11 protein-coding genes and 2 pseudogenes are annotated in these 17,702 nt (G+C 71.3%); 2 read left to right on the plus strand and 11 right to left on the minus strand.

The window, feature by feature from the left end; translation table 11 throughout:
* Positions 1-77: 77 nt before the first annotated feature.
* The 3 genes from ACFYXF_RS41925 to ACFYXF_RS41935 form a co-directional block, all read right to left on the minus strand.
* Positions 78-1,118, minus strand: coding sequence for a LacI family DNA-binding transcriptional regulator (locus ACFYXF_RS41925; RefSeq protein ID WP_389357724.1), 1,041 nt, complete (start codon positions 1,116-1,118; stop codon positions 78-80).
* A gap of 527 nt (positions 1,119-1,645) precedes the next feature.
* Positions 1,646-2,620: a hypothetical protein gene (locus ACFYXF_RS41930; protein WP_389357726.1), complete on the minus strand. Its 975-nt coding sequence runs from the start codon at positions 2,618-2,620 to the stop codon at positions 1,646-1,648.
* 7 nt (positions 2,621-2,627) lie between these two features.
* The gene (locus ACFYXF_RS41935; protein ID WP_389357728.1) at positions 2,628-6,125 is read right to left on the minus strand and encodes a DNA polymerase III subunit alpha; all 3,498 of its coding nucleotides are present in this window, start codon (positions 6,123-6,125) and stop codon (positions 2,628-2,630) included.
* A 192-nt stretch (positions 6,126-6,317) separates the two neighbouring features.
* Between ACFYXF_RS41935 and ACFYXF_RS41940 the strand changes: the two genes are divergently transcribed.
* Both ACFYXF_RS41940 and ACFYXF_RS41945 read left to right on the plus strand, forming a co-directional pair.
* The gene (locus ACFYXF_RS41940) at positions 6,318-6,809 is read left to right on the plus strand and encodes a DUF2975 domain-containing protein (RefSeq protein ID WP_389357730.1); all 492 of its coding nucleotides are present in this window, start codon (positions 6,318-6,320) and stop codon (positions 6,807-6,809) included.
* Positions 6,809-7,030 carry a helix-turn-helix transcriptional regulator gene (locus ACFYXF_RS41945; protein ID WP_189845152.1) on the plus strand — a complete coding sequence of 74 codons (222 nt, stop codon included), beginning with the start codon at positions 6,809-6,811 and terminating at the stop codon, positions 7,028-7,030. Before ACFYXF_RS41940 ends, ACFYXF_RS41945 begins: the two co-directional genes overlap by 1 nt.
* A 242-nt stretch (positions 7,031-7,272) precedes the next feature.
* On the opposite strand, the gene ACFYXF_RS41950 is transcribed toward ACFYXF_RS41945, so the two are convergent.
* From ACFYXF_RS41950 to ACFYXF_RS41985, 8 genes and pseudogenes are all read right to left on the minus strand, one after another.
* Positions 7,273-8,025, minus strand: coding sequence for an NADPH-dependent F420 reductase (locus ACFYXF_RS41950; protein WP_389357732.1), 753 nt, complete (start codon positions 8,023-8,025; stop codon positions 7,273-7,275).
* Between the two features lie 205 nt (positions 8,026-8,230).
* A complete protein-coding gene (locus ACFYXF_RS41955) occupies positions 8,231-9,310 on the minus strand; it encodes a S1 family peptidase (RefSeq protein ID WP_389357734.1) in 1,080 nt (359 codons plus the stop codon).
* A 245-nt stretch (positions 9,311-9,555) separates the two neighbouring features.
* Complete coding sequence (locus ACFYXF_RS41960; protein WP_389357736.1) at positions 9,556-10,617, minus strand: slipin family protein; 1,062 nt, start codon at positions 10,615-10,617, stop codon at positions 9,556-9,558.
* 202 nt (positions 10,618-10,819) lie between these two features.
* Positions 10,820-11,728, minus strand: coding sequence for a S1 family peptidase (locus tag ACFYXF_RS41965; RefSeq protein ID WP_389357738.1), 909 nt, complete (start codon positions 11,726-11,728; stop codon positions 10,820-10,822).
* A 270-nt stretch (positions 11,729-11,998) separates the two neighbouring features.
* Positions 11,999-12,560: pseudogene (locus tag ACFYXF_RS41970) on the minus strand (DUF1684 domain-containing protein).
* 124 nt (positions 12,561-12,684) lie between these two features.
* On the minus strand, positions 12,685-13,995 hold the full coding sequence (locus ACFYXF_RS41975) for an NtaA/DmoA family FMN-dependent monooxygenase (protein ID WP_389357740.1): 1,311 nt from the start codon (positions 13,993-13,995) through the stop codon (positions 12,685-12,687).
* Positions 13,992-15,089, minus strand: coding sequence for an LLM class flavin-dependent oxidoreductase (locus tag ACFYXF_RS41980; protein WP_389357742.1), 1,098 nt, complete (start codon positions 15,087-15,089; stop codon positions 13,992-13,994). The genes ACFYXF_RS41975 and ACFYXF_RS41980 overlap by 4 nt, the downstream gene beginning before the upstream one ends.
* Before the next feature lie 644 nt (positions 15,090-15,733).
* Positions 15,734-17,545: pseudogene (locus ACFYXF_RS41985) on the minus strand (FAD/NAD(P)-binding protein); the annotation flags it as partial.
* Positions 17,546-17,702 lie beyond the last annotated feature (157 nt).

Below are 17,702 nucleotides of genomic sequence, written 5' to 3' on the forward strand. Positions count from 1 at the left end.
GGGGAAGGACGCCAGTATTCGCAAGCGACACCGCGCTGTCACCGGCACATTGCGAAAGGGTTTCGCGCGAAGACGGGTTACGGGGTATTGACTCGGCGGCGGACGGACGTCGAGGTCCGCAGCACCAGTTCCGTCGCCAGCTCGATACGCGGGGACGCGGGCGGCCTGCCCTGGGCGAGATCCATGAGCACCCGGGTCGCCTCCCGCCCCAGCTCCTCGAACGGCTGGCGCACCGCGCTCAGCGGCGGGCAGGCCATGGCGGCCACCAGCGTGTCGTCGAAGGACATGACCGACAGGTCCTCCGGTACGGACAGTCCCTGCTGCCGGGCGGCCTCCAGCACGCCGAGCGCCTGCGCGTCGCTGGCCGCGAAGACGGCCGTGGGCGGATCGGCGGCCCGCAGGATCTGCAGGCTCGCGGCGAGCGCCTCGGTGTAGTCGAAGTCGGTGGAGCGCACGATCGCCGGGTCGTAGCCGATGCCGGCCTCGTCCAGCGCGGCCCGGTAGCCGTGCACGCGGGCCGCCCCGGCCAGGGAGTGCGAGCGGCCGGCGACCATGCCGATCCGACGGTGCCCCAGCCCGAGCAGGTGCTGCACCGCGTCCCGGGCCCCGCTCCAGTTCGTCACCCCGATGCTGGGGATGTCCTCGGACGGCGCGCTGAGCGGGTCGATCAGCACCACCGGCAGCTGCTGCTCGACGATCCGCCGCTGGTCGTCCTCGGCGAGCATCGAGATGACGATCACGATGCCGGCCGCGCCGAGCGCCACGCACTCCTCCAGCCACCCGGAGATCGGCCGCCGGCTCGTCGTCCCGGTGACCACGTCGATGCCCAGCTCACCGGCCGCGTCCACGATGCCCCGGGCGACCTCCAGGGTGTACGGGCCGGACAGGTCGCGGAAGACGACGATGATCTGCCGGGGCGTCGCGGGATCCCGTTCCCACGGGCGGACGTAGCCGTACCGGTCCAGCAGCTCCTCGACCCGGTCCCGGGTCGCCGCGCCCACGTCCCGGCGCCGGTGCACCACCTTGGACACGGTGCTGAGCGAGATCCCCGCCTCGGCGGCGATGCTCGTCAGCAGACCGTACTGCGCTTCCTGCCGGCCCTTGCCTCGACCTGTCACCCGATGCCCGTTCCGTACGCCGAACACCGATGCGCCGGACCGCACCGCGTACCTGACCAGAAACCTCGCCGCAAGGTAACGGGGCCCGGCACAGGGAGACAAGACCTGGGGCTCAGGGCCTGTCGTTCGGATCACGCCTGGGCCGCGAGGTGACCGTGACTTCAGCCGCTCCGAGGCGAGCACCCGTCTGCCGCACCGGCACGCCCGCCGACTCCCCCACGCGTCGACGCCCTCCTCCGCCTTGCGGGCGCGGATGCGACAGCACGACCAACACCGGGTTCCCCGGCACCGGGAACGCCGACGCCACGGCGGACCTCGCCGACCGCCGCATCGGCGTACTCCTCGACAGATTGCGCACCCCCACCACCGAAACACTCCCCGTCCGCTCCGAAACCGACCCCTTCTCCCACACCACGAACGGACCGTGACCAACGGCGGCCGACCTGCCGACCGGGGACCGCGCACGTGACGGCCGTGCCCCTGTACCGGCGGCCACGGACTCCCCGCAGGAGGTTCTCCACACGTGGTCAGGTCATCCCGGCCGTGCTCGCGGGCCGGACCGCGCCCGGCCCGAAGCGTGCCCGGGCCCTGTCGGCCGCTGCCTCGATCCGGTGGGCCCTGTCGTCGCCGGTGCCGAAGGTGAGTTGCCGGGTGGCCGAGTCCGCGTCGAACAGGCCGTCCGCCCGCAGTGTGATGCCGCGGACCCGGGCTCGCTGCAGGCCGAGACTCGCGTACAACGCGTAGGTGACGGACCGCAGTTGGGGGCCGTGCGCGGTGGGCTCCGGCAGGGTACGGCTGCGCGTGGTCGTCGAGTGGTCGGCGTACCGGACGGTCAGGGTCAGGGACCGGCAGACCTGGCGTTCGCCGCGGAGTTGGGCGCCGAGGCGCTCGGCCAGGTGCGACAGGGCGCCGCGCTGCCGGCCGGGGTCGAGTTCGTCCCGCCCGAAACGGTGCTCCGCGGAGAGAGAACGCGGCGGGGCACCGGGGGTGACCCGGGTGGGGTCGATGCCGGCCGCCCGCTGGTGCAGTTGCCGCCCGGCGGTCGTACCCAGGATGCGTTGCAGTGTGGCCGGCGGGGCGACCGCGATCGCGTCGAGGGTGGTCAGGCCGTACGAGGACAGGGTGCGTACGGTCGCCGGCCCCACGTCCGGCAGCGCGGCGACCGGCAGACCCGCGAGGAAGGCGGCGATGCCCTGAGGCGTGTCGGGGACGGTGCGGATCGCGCCGGGTGTTCCACGGGTGGCCGCCAGCCGGGCGAGCAGCGGGTTGGGGGCGACGCCGATCGTGCAGTCGGCGTCGCAGCCCGCGGCGGCGCGCATCCGGATCACGGCCGCCAGCTCGCTCGCGTCGCGGTCGAAGTACCGCGTGCTCCCCGAGACGTCGGCGAACGCCGCGTCGGGTGGCAGCGCCTGGACGACCGGGGTGATCTCGCCGAGCAGGTCCAGGAGTTGGAGAAACGTTTCGTCCGAGCATGGGCTGCCGAAGTGGACGTAGAGGATCATTCGTCGGTCACCCCGCGCTTCCGGGACTGGAGTGATGGAAGGTCCGTCCGCCGACGACCGGGGCGCCGGGGGGTCGCAGGTCGGCCCAGGGGTGCAGCTCGTAGCCGGTGGGCTGGGTGATGGTCCGGTGTCCGGCGGCCGGACCCGCTGTGGCCGTCGGGCGGGTGAGGCGGTCGGCGACGGCGGCCGGGCCCCCGTCGCGGTACAGGTCGATGAGTTCGGCCAGGTCCCAGGCGGCGGTCCCGGTGATGCTGAAGGCGCGCGGTGCGCGGCGGGCCACCGTCCCGCGTACCAACAGCAGGCCGCTGTGGAAGACCGTGTGGGCGCAGCGTGCGTGGCTGTCCTCGAAGAACGCCAGGTCGGACAGGCCGGTGGGGTCGTCGAGGGTGGCGAAGACGACGCGCTTGCCGGAGCGGATCGGCGGGGTCTGGGTGGCGACCTTGACCCCGGCGACCAGGACGGGGGTGCCGTGCCGCAGCTGCGGCAGATCGGCGGCGGGGGTCGCGCCGATGTCGGCGAGCAGGGACTGGTGGTCCTCCAGGAGGTGGCGGGAGATGTCCATGCCGAGTACGTCGAGTTCCGCGGCGAGCTGCTCGGAGGTGTTCATCACCGGCAGTCCCGCTGTCGTACCGCCTTCCGTCGTACCACCGTCTGTTGCACCACCATCTGCCGTACCGCCTTCCGTCGAGGCGCCCAGATCGTCGTCCATGGGGAGTTGCCCCGAGGCCGAGCCGTGTCCGCGACCGGATCGGTGCAGTTCGGCGATCCGCAGCAGCAGTTCGCGGCGGGGCCCGAAGGAGTCCATCGCCCCGACCTGGGCCAGGCGTTCGGCCAGCGGCCGGCTGGGCCGGGCGCGCTGCCAGAAGTCGCCCAGTGAGGTGTAGGGCTGCCCGCCGGTGATGCGTTCGGTCTCGGCCTCGGTGATACCGCGTACTTGGGAGAGTCCGATCCGAACTCCCCACCTATCAGACACCAGTTCGATTGTGTGTGCGGCCCGGGAGTGGTTGATGTGGGGCAGCAGCAACGGCACCCCGTGCCGACGGGCGTCGGCGGCCAGGACACGCTTGTGGTACATCCCCGGATCGTGGGTGAGCAGCCCGGCCAGCAGGGCCGCCATGCGGTGGGCCTTGAGCCAGCTGGACTGGTAGGCGGGCTGTGCGAAGGCCGCCGCGTGCGCCTTGGCGAAGCCGAAACTCCCGAAGCTCTCCAGGATCTCCCACACCTCCCGGACGACCTGCGCCTGATAGCCACGGGTACGGGCCTCTGCGGCGAACCAGGCCCGCATACGGCCGTGCCGGTCCGGGTCGGACAGCGCGCGGCGCGCCTCGTCGGCCATGCCCCGGTCGCAGCCGGTCATCGTCGTCATGATCTCGATGACCTGCTCGTGGAAGACCACCTGCCCCTTGGTCTCCTCCAGGATCGGTTTCAGGCTCGGGTGCGGATAGCGGGCCCGGGTGCGGCCGTCGCGGGCCTCGATCATCGGGTGCACCATGTTCGCGGCCACCGGGCCCGGCCGGAACAGGCTGATGTCGATGATCAGGTCGAGGAACGACCTCGGACGCAGATTTTTGACCAATTCACGTTGACCTGGGCTTTCGAGCTGGAACGTGCCCATGGTGTCCCCGGACACGATCATGTCGTAGGTCGCCTGATCGTCGGGCGGCACCTGCGCGGGGTCGTCCAGGTCGAGGCGCTCACCGGTGACCCGCTCGATCTCGGCGACCGCGTGGGCGAGCGCCGACTGCATCCGTACGCCGATGACGTCGATCTTCGGATGCCCGGTGTCCTCGATGTCCTCCTTGTCGAACTGGGCCATGGTGATGCCCTCGACGGTGGTCGGCAGCACCGGGGTGCGCGCCAGCAGCCCGGCGTTGGACACCAGGAGCCCGCACGGGTGCATCGCGGCCTCGTTCGGCAGCCCGTCCAGCATCTCCACCAGCTCCCACAACCGGCCGTGGTCCTCCCCCGCGACCTCACGCAGCTCCGGCAGCTCGGTCAGCGCCGCCCGGGCGTCCCGCGCCCTGATGTGCGGAAACTCCTTGGCCAGCCGAGCGGCCCGGTCGGGGTCCACACCTCGGGCCCGCGCCACGTCCTCGATCGCCCCGCGCACCCGGTACGTCTTGTACACCGCGAGCGTCGCCACCCGCTCGGCCCCGAATCTCTCGCGCACCGCCTGATAGATCTCGAGCCTGCGGGCCGACTCCACGTCCAGGTCGATGTCGGGCAGCGCGGACCGCCGCGCGGACAGGAACCGCTCCATGACCAGGCCGTGCGCCACCGGATCGACCGGGCTGATCCCCAGCAGGTGGGTGACCAGCGAGCCGACCCCCGAGCCGCGCGCCGCGACCCGGATACCCAGCTTCTGGGCCTCCGCCGCGACCTCGGTGACGGTCAGGAAATAGCCGGCGAAGCCGTGCCCGGCGATGATCCGAAGCTCGTCCTCCAGCCGGTCCCACCGCGCCACCTCCCGGTGGTAGCCGCGGTTCATCATCCCCGCCGCACAGCGTTCGGCCAGCACACGGTCGACCGACTCCGCACTGGCGCCCACCAGATCGGGCTCCGGCAGATTCAGCCGCCCCAGCCCGAACGCCTCGCCCGGATCGACCACACAGGCCGCCGCCGTCTCCTCGGTCGCCTTCAGCAGCTGCCGCGCCTCCGCACCACGCCCGCCCATCGCCTCGGCGATCCGTCCGGCGATCCGTTCCATCTCCCCGGCGTCCTTCAGCCAGCGCTGCCCGCTGTCCAGCCGGGCCGCGTCCCGGGTGTCGATCGGCACGAGCAGACGCGCGGAATCCAGGATGTCGGCGACCTCCCGCTGGCCCGGGTCGGCGTATCGCACGCTGTTGCTGAGCACGGCCGTCACCTGCTGCTCGGCGGCGAAGCCCGCCATCCGCGCGGCCAGCCGCAGCGACCCCGGTCCGGTGCCGGGCCGCCCATGGCAGACCACCTCCAGGCGCAGCGCCTCCCCGAACCGTTCCCGCCAGGGCTCCAGCAGCAGCGCCGCCCGGTCCGGCCGCCCCGACGCCAGCGCCAGGCCGACCTCGGAACCGGCCCCGAGCAGCACGAACAGCCCGTCGCGACCACAGGCCAGGTCATCCCACCCAACCCCTTGGCCTGACACGCCTGACGCGCCTGACTCGGCCGACGCGGTGGACACCAGACGGCACAGCTCGGCCCAGCCGGACGCGGACCGGGCCAGGAACACCGCCCGGAACGGCGCCTCCGTCACGAAGGCACCACCCTTGGCCGGCGTACGCTGCCGCTTCGCCCCGGCCGACCGGGCCCCCGGCGCCCCGGGAACCGCCAGATCGGTACCGAACAACGGCCGTACTCCGGCCCGCGCACACGCCTTCGCGAAGCGCACGGCTCCGGCGAGGGAGTCCCTGTCGGTCAGTGCGAGAGCGTCCAGTCCGCGTTCCGCCGCCCGCTCCGCGAGCGCGTGCGGATGGCTGGCGCCGTAGCGCAGTGAGTAGCCACTGGCGACATGGAGGTGCGTAAACGACATACACACCTCCTGCTACCCACAAGCCCCCCTTCGGCCGTCCCGTCCCACGAGGTCCTCACCCTAACCCAAGGCTCGCACACTCGTTCGATTGCCGCATGCGGGAGGACCTCGCAGCACACTCCTCACCCCACCCCTTGCTTCATCTATCGAATTTCGATAGATTTCCATCGCAACTCGATGGAAGGACGGGCCGTGGGAAAGCTGACAGTGCGTGCGCTGCGCGCCGTGCTCGTGGTGGTGCTCGCCGGCACCGTGTTCGTACAGGCAGGGATGGTGTGGGCGTTGGTCAGCGGGAACGACCCGGAGGACGGGTCGCTCCCGCTGACCGCGCTGCGCGTGATCACGATCCTGGGCATGGTGTCGGTCCAGGTCGCTCTGGTCTGCGTATGGCGGCTGGTGGCGATGGTGCGACGCGGAACCGTGTTCTCCCACGCCGCCTTCCGATACGTGGACGGCGTGATCGGCGCGATCGTGGCGGCTGCCCTCGTGTGGTTCACGGTCACGGCCGTCAACGCACCGGGCCAGCGGGACGACCCGGGTGTCACCGTCATCATGGGCGGGATCGGCCTGGCCATCCTGGGGGTCGCGCTCATCGTGCTCGTACTGCGGATGCTGCTCGTCCAGGCCGTCGCGCGCGACGTCGAAGCGGCACAGATGCAGGCCGAGCTGAACGAGGTGATCTGATGCCGATCACCGTCGACATCGACGTGATGCTGGCCAGGCGGAAGATGTCCGTGGGCGAGCTCGCGGACCGCGTGGGGATCACACCCGCCAACCTGGCGGTACTCAAGAACGGCCGCGCCAAGGCGGTGCGCTTCACGACTCTCGCCGCGCTCTGCGAGGTGCTCAAGTGCCAGCCGGGCGACCTGCTGCGCTGGGAGGCCGAGGACGCCGCCGGCGGATGACGCGCCCCTCCAAGATCATGGACTGTTGACCAACCCCATCCGCGGCGCGCGGCACGGGCGAAGACGTCGCCGGTACGGCTGACCACGCACGCGGGGCCGGGCCGCGAGCTCTCCCCGGCGGGAGCCCGGCCCCCAGGCGTACGGTGCGGCCGGGGACGGTAACGCTGCCGTCGGGGGCGCGGGCGAACCACCCCGACCTGCCCGGTTCCCCCGCCCTCCCCGCGCCAGTCCCGCCTCCCCCCTCAGTCCCGGCCGAGAGTCGCGCGGGCGTCACCCGCGGCGCGCCGGACGGCGGTGTCGGTCAGTTCCCGCACCTTGTCGGCGGGTACCGGGACGCCCGGCGTCTCGAAGAACCAGCGCCCCGTCTCCTCCTGGGTCAGCCCTTCGGGCTGTGCCGCCAGGTACGGCTGGACGTACACCGGGGTGCCCGGCTCGCTGCGCCAGCTGTCGGCCAGCGTGCCGATGTCCACCGCGTCGTAGCCGAGGGCGTCCAGCAGCTCCCCCACCTGCGCCTTGGCGGCCGCGTCGTCACCGGCGACGGGCAGAGCGCTGCGGTCGGCGGCGCCGGCGGGCCGGGCGGAGGTGAACAGGCGCCGGAAGTCGATGTTGTTGAACACCTTGACCACCCGGGACTCGGCCAGGTGCCGCTGCACCAGGGCGCTGGAGGTCTGCTCACCCGCGTCCAGCTCGACGATCCGGTCGTCGCGGTCCGGGTAGTAGTTCATGGTGTCGATGACGGTCCTGCCCGCCAGGGCCGCTGCGGGCAGTTGCTCGTAGGCGCCCAGCGGAACCGTCGCCACCACCAGGTCACCGGCCCGCGCGGCCTCGTCGGGCGTGGCCGCGCGGGCCTGCGGACCGAGTTCGGCGACGAGGTCGGCAAGGGTCTCGGGGCCTCGGGAGTTGCTCAGTACGACGTTCAGGCCGGCGCCGACGGCGAGGCGGGCCAGCGCGCCGCCGATCATGCCGCTGCCGATGAGTCCGAGGGTCTTGGTCATGGGGTCACATCTCCAGTCAGTGGTTCTAAGTGCCATGAACGATCCATTCACTGAATACTGAGACTCAGTGTCAGGATAGAAACCGTATCTCATCGAGACGGCACGCCGGCCCCCACCACGACGAAATCCCGCCCCCGGAAACCCGGGGGCGGGATCGTCCCGGACCGATCAGGCCGGGAAAGGGATCGTGTGCGAAGGAGAAGCCTCAGCCGATCTGCGTACCGGTGGCCGACAGCGCCTCCGTGACCGGCTGGAAGAAGGTCTCCCCGCCCGAGTCGCAGTCACCGCTGCCGCCGGAGGTGAGGCCGATCGCGCTGCTGCCCGAGAAGAGCGAGCCGCCGCTGTCACCGGGCTCGGCGCAGACGTCGGTCTGGATGAGCCCGTTGACGATGTCGCCGTTGCCGTAGTTCACGGTCGCGTTCAGTCCGGTGACTGTGCCGGAGTGCACCTGGGTCGTGGAGCCGCTGCGGGTCACCGACTGACCGACGGTGGCCGAGGCCGCGCCGGTGATCCGCTGGGAGCTGCCGTTGTAGAGGTTGACCTGGCTCGGGTGGGCCACGTCGGCCGTGTACTTGACCAGGCCGTAGTCGTTGCCGGGGAAGCTGGACGACTCGTTCTCGCCGATCACGCCGGACGAGTCCGACCACGTCGAGATCGCCTCGGTGCAGTGCCCGGCGGTCAGGAAGTACGGCTCGCCGCCCTTGACGACGTTGAAGCCGAGCGAGCAGCGGCCACCGCTCCCGGTGATCGCGTCGCCGCCGGCGATGAAGGGCCTGAACTCCCCCTTCGTACGCTGGAGTTCGGCCGTACCGCCGAGGCCGTCGACGACCTTGGTGAGCGTGGCCCACTCGGCCGCCGAGACCGTGCGGTCGGCGGTGACGACGACCTTGTTGGCCGTCGGGTCGACCGCCCACGAGGTGCCGGGGATGGTCGCGTCCTGCTTCAGGGTCGTACGGGCACTGTCGAGTTCGGCGACGGAGTTCTCGACGAGCCGGGCCTTGGCGCCGGCCGACTCGACGGACCGGGCCGCCGCTTCGTCGAGCACGTTGACGACGAGGGTCTTCGTCTTCGCGTCGTAGTACGTTCCCGCGACGTCGGCGCCGAGGTCCTTGCCGAGTGTCGAGGCGATCTTTCCGGCCGCCAGAACCGAAAGGGCCTTGGGCTCGGCGGACTTGGTGACCTCACTCGCGTTCGCACTCTGGAAGGTCACTCCCGCGGCGACAAGTGCGGTGATGCCCGCACCTACCACGGTGGCACGGCGTCCGGATATGCGTCGGTGCTTCAACTTGCGTCCTCCTGTGGGGGGTTCGGCCGGAGGTTGTGGGGACCTCCTTGGCCGGTCGAACCGCACCCACTATTCCGAGGCGCCCGGGGAGCACACAAGGTCGACTTCAGGACGCGCGTAGACAAACGGGCGTGCGCCCCCACCGGCAGACCTACCTTGACTGTCCACGGTCATCACACAGTTGCCTCACATCAATTCGCACTGCAAACACTACGGGTGAGTAGCGAGTGGGCAGACGGTGAGGTCTAGTCCTGTCTTGAATTCGCCCCTTCGGGGCTCAGTTCCAACAGGGACGCGGCGGACGGAAGTTGCTCCTGCAGCGATTGCGGTGATGACGGTGATGACGGTGATGGCAGCGACTGCTGTGGTTGCTCAGGCTGACCGGACTGACTGGGCTGACCGGGCTGACCGGGCTGACCGGATCGCTCGGCGATCGCCGTCTGCGACCCGTCGTCCGACACCCGCGCCACCTCCGGCGACCCCGCCGCCGTCGCGCCCGGCCGTTCCGCCGAGGGCGCGACCGGCTGCCCGACTGGCTGCCCGGCCGGCTGCTGTGCCCGTTCCAGGAAACGGAGCAGCTCCACCGGGAACGGCAGGACGAGCGTCGAGTTCTTCTCGGCCGCGACCGCCACCACCGTCTGGAGCAGCCGGAGTTGGAGCGCGGCGGGCTGCTCGGACATCACCCCGGCGGCCTCCGCCAGCTTCTTCGAGGCCTGCAACTCGGCGTCCGCGTTGATGACGCGGGCCCGCCGCTCCCGGTCCGCCTCGGCCTGGCGGGCCATCGAGCGCTTCATGGTCTCCGGCAGGGACACGTCCTTGATCTCGACCCGGTCGATCTGCACACCCCAGCCCATCGCCGGGCTGTCGATCATCAGCTCCAGGCCCTGGTTGAGCTTTTCGCGGTTGGAGAGCAGATCGTCGAGATCGCTCTTGCCGATGATCGAACGCAGCGACGTCTGCGCCATCTGCGAGACCGCGAACCGGTAGTCCTCGACCTGGACGACCGCCTCGGCCGCGTCGACGACCTTGAAGTAGACGACCGCGTCCACCCGGACCGTGACGTTGTCCCGCGTGATGCCCTCCTGCGCGGGCACGGGCATCGTCACGATCTGCATGTTGACCTTGCGGAGCTTGTCCACGAAGGGCACGATCACGGTGAACCCGGGTCCGCGCACACTCGACGTGAGCCGGCCGAGCCGGAACACCACACCGCGCTCGTACTGTTTGACGACCCGCGCCGCCGCTGCCACGTACATCACTCCGACGGACGCGACAGCGACTCCCGCCGTCACCAGCTCCTCGACCATGCCGGCCCCCAGGGTCCGAAGTGGGCGTATGCAGGGGAGACTTCCTGTACTGCCACTACTTTCCGTACTCCGAAGGTAACTCCGTCGGGCGCACAAGAGCGAGCCCCCGCACGCGAGTTGCGTACGGGGGCTCTCCTGCTGCTGCCGGCTGCAGGTCAGGCCGTGCGAAAACCGATGGCGCCGGTTGTTCCAGCCGGTTGCTCTAGAAGACGCTGACGCCGTAGGCGCTCAGGGCCTCCGTGACGGGCTGGAAGAAGGTCGTACCACCGGAGGTGCAGTTGCCACTGCCGCCCGAGGTCAGACCGTAGGCGACACCACCGTTGGAGTAGAGCGGGCCGCCGGAGTCGCCGGGCTCGGCGCAGACCGTGGTCTGGATCATGCCGTAGACGATGTCACCGCTGCCGTAGTTGACCGTGGCGTTCAGGGCGGTCACCCGGCCGCTGTGCGTGCCGGTGGTGGAGCCGCGACGGTAGACCGTCGTGCCCACGGACGGGGTGGCGGCGCTGGTGATGTCCACGCTGCCGACGGTGCCCGAGATGGAACTCGTCGGGTAGCTGGTGGAGTACCGGACGATCCCGTAGTCGTTGGTCGGGAAGCTGGAGCCCGAGGTCGCGCCGAGCAGCGTCGTACGACCGGAGTTGGACCACCAGTTGCCCGCACCGTCGGTGCAGTGACCTGCGGTGAGGAAGTAGTAGGTGGAACCGCTGCGGACGTTGAAGCCCTGGGAGCAGCGCCAGCTACTCGCATAGATAGCGTCGCCGCCGGAGATCAGCTTGTTGAACGTACCCGGGGTCTTCTTGATGGTGATGGCGCCGGCGGTGGTGCCCGCCTGCCGCTTGATCTTCGCGATCTCCGCCTTGGAGACCGTGCTGTCGACGGTGACGACAACGCGGTTCGTCTTGGCGTCGACGGCCCAGGCGGTGCCCGGGATGTCGGCCTTGAGCACCGAGCTGCTCGCCTTCGAGAGCTGGGCGGTGCTGAAGGAGGTGACGTCGGCGGCGGTCGCATTGGGGATCGCGACTGCGGCCGCGGCCACGAGTCCGGTGCTGACGGCGATCAGCCGGGTCCGTCTCGTGATGCCACTGCGGGGGGTGGTGCGCTTGATCCTCACTTGTCGTTCCTCCACATGGGAAGTCGGGGGCCCGCGTGGGGTCGGGGCCCGTGAGGCGCAGTCAGGGACCTTCTGTCCGGATTCCGAACATGCTGTGACCCTGACAAGCGCTGGGTGGGAGTATTCGGCCGTACCACCGACCGACGCAAGGGCGCCTTTCGGCCTCACGATGTTCAACCCCCGTACGACCCGCAGGGGTTGATCAAGGAGCTGGATGTTCTGGTGATGCCCTGCCGGCATGAGCATCGCTCTACCGGAGATCGCGTTCCCCTACGGCACTGTCGCGACGACCAGCGTATTCCCCGGCGGGGGAAAGGGGCAGACGCAGCGGTCGGCGAACGCACACAGCGGGAGCAGGGACCGGTTGAACTCCACCGTCGTGCGCCCCTCGGCGAGCGGAGCCGCGGAGCGCGGAAACCGGAAGCGGTAACTGCCGTCGCCGGTGGTCGAGTCGGCGAAGACGGCCCACGGTGTGCCGCCCGTCGTACGGCGCGAACCGGCCGGGCACCGACCGACGCGGGTCGTACGCGGTGACCTCGACGCCCTTGACCGCCGTGCGCGTCCCGGCGGCGGGGCCGAAGTCACGCACACCCCCACCGCCCTCGCTCACCAGTACGACCGGGCGCCGCTCACCGAGGCCGACCCGGGCCGAGCCCAGGACGACCCCGTCACCGTCGGACATCCACCGCCCGGGGATGGCCGAAAGTCGACCGTCCGGAAAGCCCTCGACCCCGTACGTACCGACGAGCGAGAGGGGCCCGTAGGGCGCCGACACCGTCTCGATGCGCCGTTCGTGCCATTTCTGCCACGCCTCCGACGCGTCCACCGTCATGAACCCACTCCAGCTCACTCCCTGGAAACACTCCGTGCGCCGCCTTCGGCACAGGCCCGGACCACGCGTTCTGTGCGCGGCCCGTACACAACCTGTATGTCATCTTTGTCGGCGCGACGCCCTGTCAGCCCGTCCATACGGGTTCGCCCAGCCCGAGGTGCGAGCGCAGGGTGACCCCCTCGTATTCCGTACGGAACGCGCCACGTTCCTGGAGCAGCGGCACGACCAGGTCCACGAACTCGTCCAGTCCGCCCGGGGTGAGCTGCGGGACGAGGACGAACCCGTCGGCCGCCTCCTCCCGTACGAACGTGTCGAGTCCGTCGGCGACCGACCTCGGGGTGCCGACGAAGGAGTGCTGGCCGCTCGCCTCGATGACGGTCTGCCGGATCGACAGCCCCTTCGCCCGGGACAGGGCCCGCCACCGCTCGGCCACCCGCACCGGGTCGGCGGCCCCGACCCGCCCGTGCGCCAGGGCAGGCACAGGCACCGGATCGAAGTCGGGCAGTGGGCCGTCGGGGTCGTAGGAGGAGAGGTCGGTGCCCCAGATCCGCTCCAGGGCGAGGATCGCGTGCCGCGGCGAGACCTGCTGCCGGCGGATCTCGGCGGCCCGCTCCCGCGCCTCGGCGTCGGTGTCGCCGAGCACGAAGGTCACCCTCGGCATGATCTTCAGGTCCCCGGGCGCCCGCCCGTACTTCGCGAGCCGCCCCTTGACGTCGGCGTAGAGGGCCCGCCCGGCTTCGAGGCTCCCGTGCCGGGTGAAGACGACATCGCCGGCCGACGCGGCGAACTCCCGCCCCTCCCCCGAGTCCCCCTCGTGGATCACAACCGGCTGCCCCTGCGGTGAGCGCGGTACGCCGAACTCGCCCGCGATGTCGAAGTGTCGGCCCCGGTAAGCGAAGGGCCTCGACACCCCCTCCGGCGTCCAGGAGTCCCACAACTCCCGTGCTGCTTCGACGAATTCGGCCGCACGCGGGTACCGGTCCGCCCGGTCGAGAAAGGCGCCGCGCCGGAAGTTCTCGCCGGTGAGGGCATCGGAGGAGGTCACCACGTTCCAGGCGGCCCGGCCGCCGCTGAGATGGTCCAACGTGGCGAATCTGCGGGCGAGTTCGTACGGCTCGTCGAAGGTCGCGTCGACCGTGGCGGCAAGCCCGATCCGCTCGGTGACGGCGGCGAGCGCGTTCAGCACGGTGATCGACTCGGGCCGTCCGGCCACCTCCAGGTCATGGATACGGCCCTTGTACTCGTGCGGCCGCAACGCCTCGGCGAGGAGGAAGAAGTCGAACAGCCCGCGCTCGGCGGTCCGGGCGAGCCGCTCGAAGGGCGCGAACCCGATCTGCGACCCGGCCCTCGGATCGGCCCACACGGTGGTGCCGTCGGCCCCCGGCGAGTACGCGGCGAGGTGCATCCGCTTGCGCCCCGGCGCCCGTACGGTCATGACGCGCCCCCGGCGACCGGGACCGACCCGGCGTACTGGTTGGCGGGCCGGGCCAGCCCGAGGTGCTCCCTGAGGGTGCGGCCCGGGTAGAAGGTGCGGAACAGGCTCCGGTGCTGGAGCAGCGCCACCGTTCCGTTGACGAGCCGCTCCAGGTCGCGGCGCGGCTCGGCGGGGACGAGATGGAAGCCGTCGACAATGCCGGACGTGTGCCACGCGGTGATCAGCTCGGCGAGATCGACGGGCCCGCCCCGGTACAGCGGGCCGTGCACGCTCGGCCGGGGACCGCCTCCCCCGTGCCCCGGCGCGGCGGCGTGCTCACCACCCCCGAGGTCGACGACAAGGCTCGCGAGGACCCGCAGCCCGTCCGGGTCACGCCCCAAGTCCTTGGCGGCGACGCGCAGTTCGTCCCGTACGGCACCCGCCTGGGCGGCGCTCACGGCCCGGACGAGCGCCACGTCGGCGTACCGGGCCGCAGTCTGCCGGGCCTGTCCCTCGGTGGCGTCGACGACACGGACGGGGTGACCCTGGGGCGGCCGCGGCACGGTGGACGGGCCCTTGACGGAGAAAGTGGCGCCCTGGAAATCGACATCGACATGGTGCGGCTTGTCCCGGTCGACGAAGCGGCCGGTCGCCACATCCCGTATCCCGGCGTCGTCCTCCCAGCTGTCCCACAACCGGGCCGCCACGTCGGCGACTTCACCGGCCTCCCGCCACAGCGCGTCGCCGGGTGCGGCACGGCGGCGGCCGAAGAGCCGTGCCTCGGCCTCGGTCGCCGACACGTCGAGCTGCCAGCCGGCCCGGCCGCCGCTGACCCAGTCGAGGGTCGCGATCGCCGCCTGGACCTGGAAGGGCTCGGTGTGCGTGGTGGTCACGGTGGGCACCAGCCCGATCCGCGCGGTGGCGGGCGCGACCCGCGCGAGCACCCCGAGCGCGTCGGGCCCGGGGCGCGCGAAGGAGTCCCCGAGCGTCACGAAGTCAAGCCCGCCACGCTCGGCGAGCCGCACCGACTCGACGTACAAGTCGGCGTCGAACAATCCCTGTTGGTCGACGGCAGCGGCCAGATGCAGCAGCCCCCGACCGTGCGTTGAGGTCATGGGGTGAACCTTTCGTCGGTGCGTCACAGCACCCGCATGGCAAGCAGGACTCAGGCGGCGGTGCCGCGCTCGGCACCTGGTTCGACGCCCGATTCAGCACCCGGCCCGGCGCTCGGCCGGGCGCCTGGCCCGGCGCTCGGTCCGGCGCCGGGCTCGATAACGGACTCGACACCAAGCCCCGCACGGGACCCGGCACCACACTCGGCATCACCCTCGGCGCTGGACCCGACAGCGAGCCCAACACTGGACCCGACACCGCGCTCAGCGCCGCGCCCGTCACCAGTCCCGACACCGAGCCCCGCACCGGACTCGACACCGAGCCCCGCACGGGACTCGGGATCACGCTCGGCATCGCGCTCGGCGCTGGACTCGACACCGTGCTCAGCACCGAGCCCGACACCCATCCCGAAGCCAAGCCCGACACCGGACTCGACACCGCGCTCAGCATCGCGCTCGACGCCAAGCCCGACACTGGACGCGACAGCGGACTCGACTGCGCGCTCACCGCCGCGCCCGACAGCGGCCCCGACACCAAGCCCGGCACCGGACTCCGCATCACGCTCACCGCCGCGCCCGACAGCGGACTCGGCGCCACGCACATCGCCGGACTCGCCGCCGCGCACATCGCCGCGCTCGCGACAGTCCAGTGCCCGCAGAAAGGACAGCGCGGCGCGCGCGGTCGCGTCGTTCTGGCGGAACGCGGGGCCGCCGGTGCGCGGCCGGGTGAACGCCCCGGAGCCCCGCGCCTCGGTGTGCGGTCCGAGCGCGAAACGCCGGGGATGCGGCCGGCCGTCCCGGTCCAGGAGCCGCCCGTCACCGGGGTCCACGGCGAGCAGCCCCTCGGGGGTGACGGCGGCCCCGTCGGCGTACAGCTCGCGCAGCAGGGCGTCCCGGGCGCGCTCCACCGTCGGCTCCGGCAGTCGCGCCTCGACCAGCGCCCGGGCCTCCACCGAGGCACCGGGCACACTCGCACCGGACGCCCGGAACACCCCGTCCTCGGCGGTGACGACCGTGTCGGCGCCGAGGAAGTTGAGGAGGCCGGCCCGGGACAGCGCGAGCATCTGCCGCAGCCGGGGTCCGGGCGGCCCGGAGGCGAGATAGCTGAAGAAGCCGTGCCACCAGGACCCGATGTCCCCGAGCCGCACCAGTTGCCCGTAGACGGAGAGCAGCCCGAGAAAGACGGCCAAGTCGGGGCTGTACGAAGGATCGTGATGCCGGGTCAGATCGTCCCGGATGTACCTCCGCAGCCCCTCCTGGAGCGCCTCGTACGACGGATACCGCACCCCCTCCAGCGGCCGGTCGAGGGCGTCGAGGTCGAGCCGGTCGGCCGGGTCGGGCACGGTGGAGGCGACCAGCACCTCCCGCTCCGCCCGGTCAGCGGCGGCGTACCTCTCCTCGAAGTCCGTCCAGGTGCCACTCGTGCGCTCGGGATGGACGGTGAACAGCCGGTGGTAGTGCGCGAACCCCAACTCCTTCTCCACCAGCGGCCATACGTCCCGCCGGAAGTCGAAGCCGTCAGAACGCGCGAGCAGGGCGTCCACCTCGGCGGGCCCGAAGAACCGTGGCAGCGGCGGCCGTTCACCGGTCCAGTCGTAGCCGATCTTCGAGTGGTACGGCACCCCGCGCCGCGAGCCGACGTACAGCACGGGCTCGTGCCCGGACGGCAGATAGGTCAACTCCCCCTCCGCACCGGAAGGATCGCCCTCGTACCGCCCGCCGCGCCCCTCCGTGAGCAGCACCATCAGGTCGACGAAGGCGAGCCCGAAGCCGCGCACGAGGACGGGTTCACCGGGCGTGAGCGCGGACAGGTCACTGTCGGCGGTGAAGTCGGGCGGCAGATGGACCAGCCCATGAGTCTGCGCGTACGCGGCCAACTCGCGCTGCTCGTCGTCGAGTTCGGCGTCGAGATGGCCGAGGGTCAGCACGACGAGGTCGGCGAGCAGCGGCCGGGCGCGCCCCTCGAGCCACACCTCCTGGCGCCCCTCGCGCGGCCCGCTCACCCGCAGCGCGCGCCCGGCGTGGTACCGGACGCGGACACCGGGCGGCAGGGCGGCCACCGTGTCCTCGTACACCCAGTTCAGATAGGCGCCGAGGCACGGCCGGGCCGAGAATTCGCGGCCGTCGATGTCCGCCCACTCGTGCAGCGTGGGTCCCGGGCGCACCGGGCCCTTCATGGCCACCGTCTCGTCGGTGAACATGGTGACGTCCTGGGCCTGCGAGTTCATCCACAGCAGCGGGGACTGCTCCTGGCGCCAGATCCGGCCGGCGCCCGGCGGATGCGGGTCGACGAGATGGATGTCGAGGCCCGAATCCCCGTACAGCTCGGGCGCGTTGGCGGCGATCCGCTCCAGGAGGCCGGTCCCCCGCGGCCCGGCCCCCACGATGACGAGAGTCGGCCTCGGAGAACGGCCCGCAGTGCCGGAAGAGGCCGATACGGCCAAGGGGTGTGAGGACATGCGAGGGCTCCGTGACGCGATAGGTCGAACACGGTGGTGCCTTCACACGGGTGTCGCACAGCGCGGACACGACACAGGAGGTCGTATCTGGCGCGCGTTACGGCCGAGCCCCTCAGCAGGGCCGTCCACCGACTGTACGGCGACGTTTCCCCTCACT

The sequence above is a fragment of the Streptomyces sp. NPDC002680 genome (assembly GCF_042889145.1).
Lineage (GTDB): Bacteria > Actinomycetota > Actinomycetes > Streptomycetales > Streptomycetaceae > Streptomyces > Streptomyces adonidis.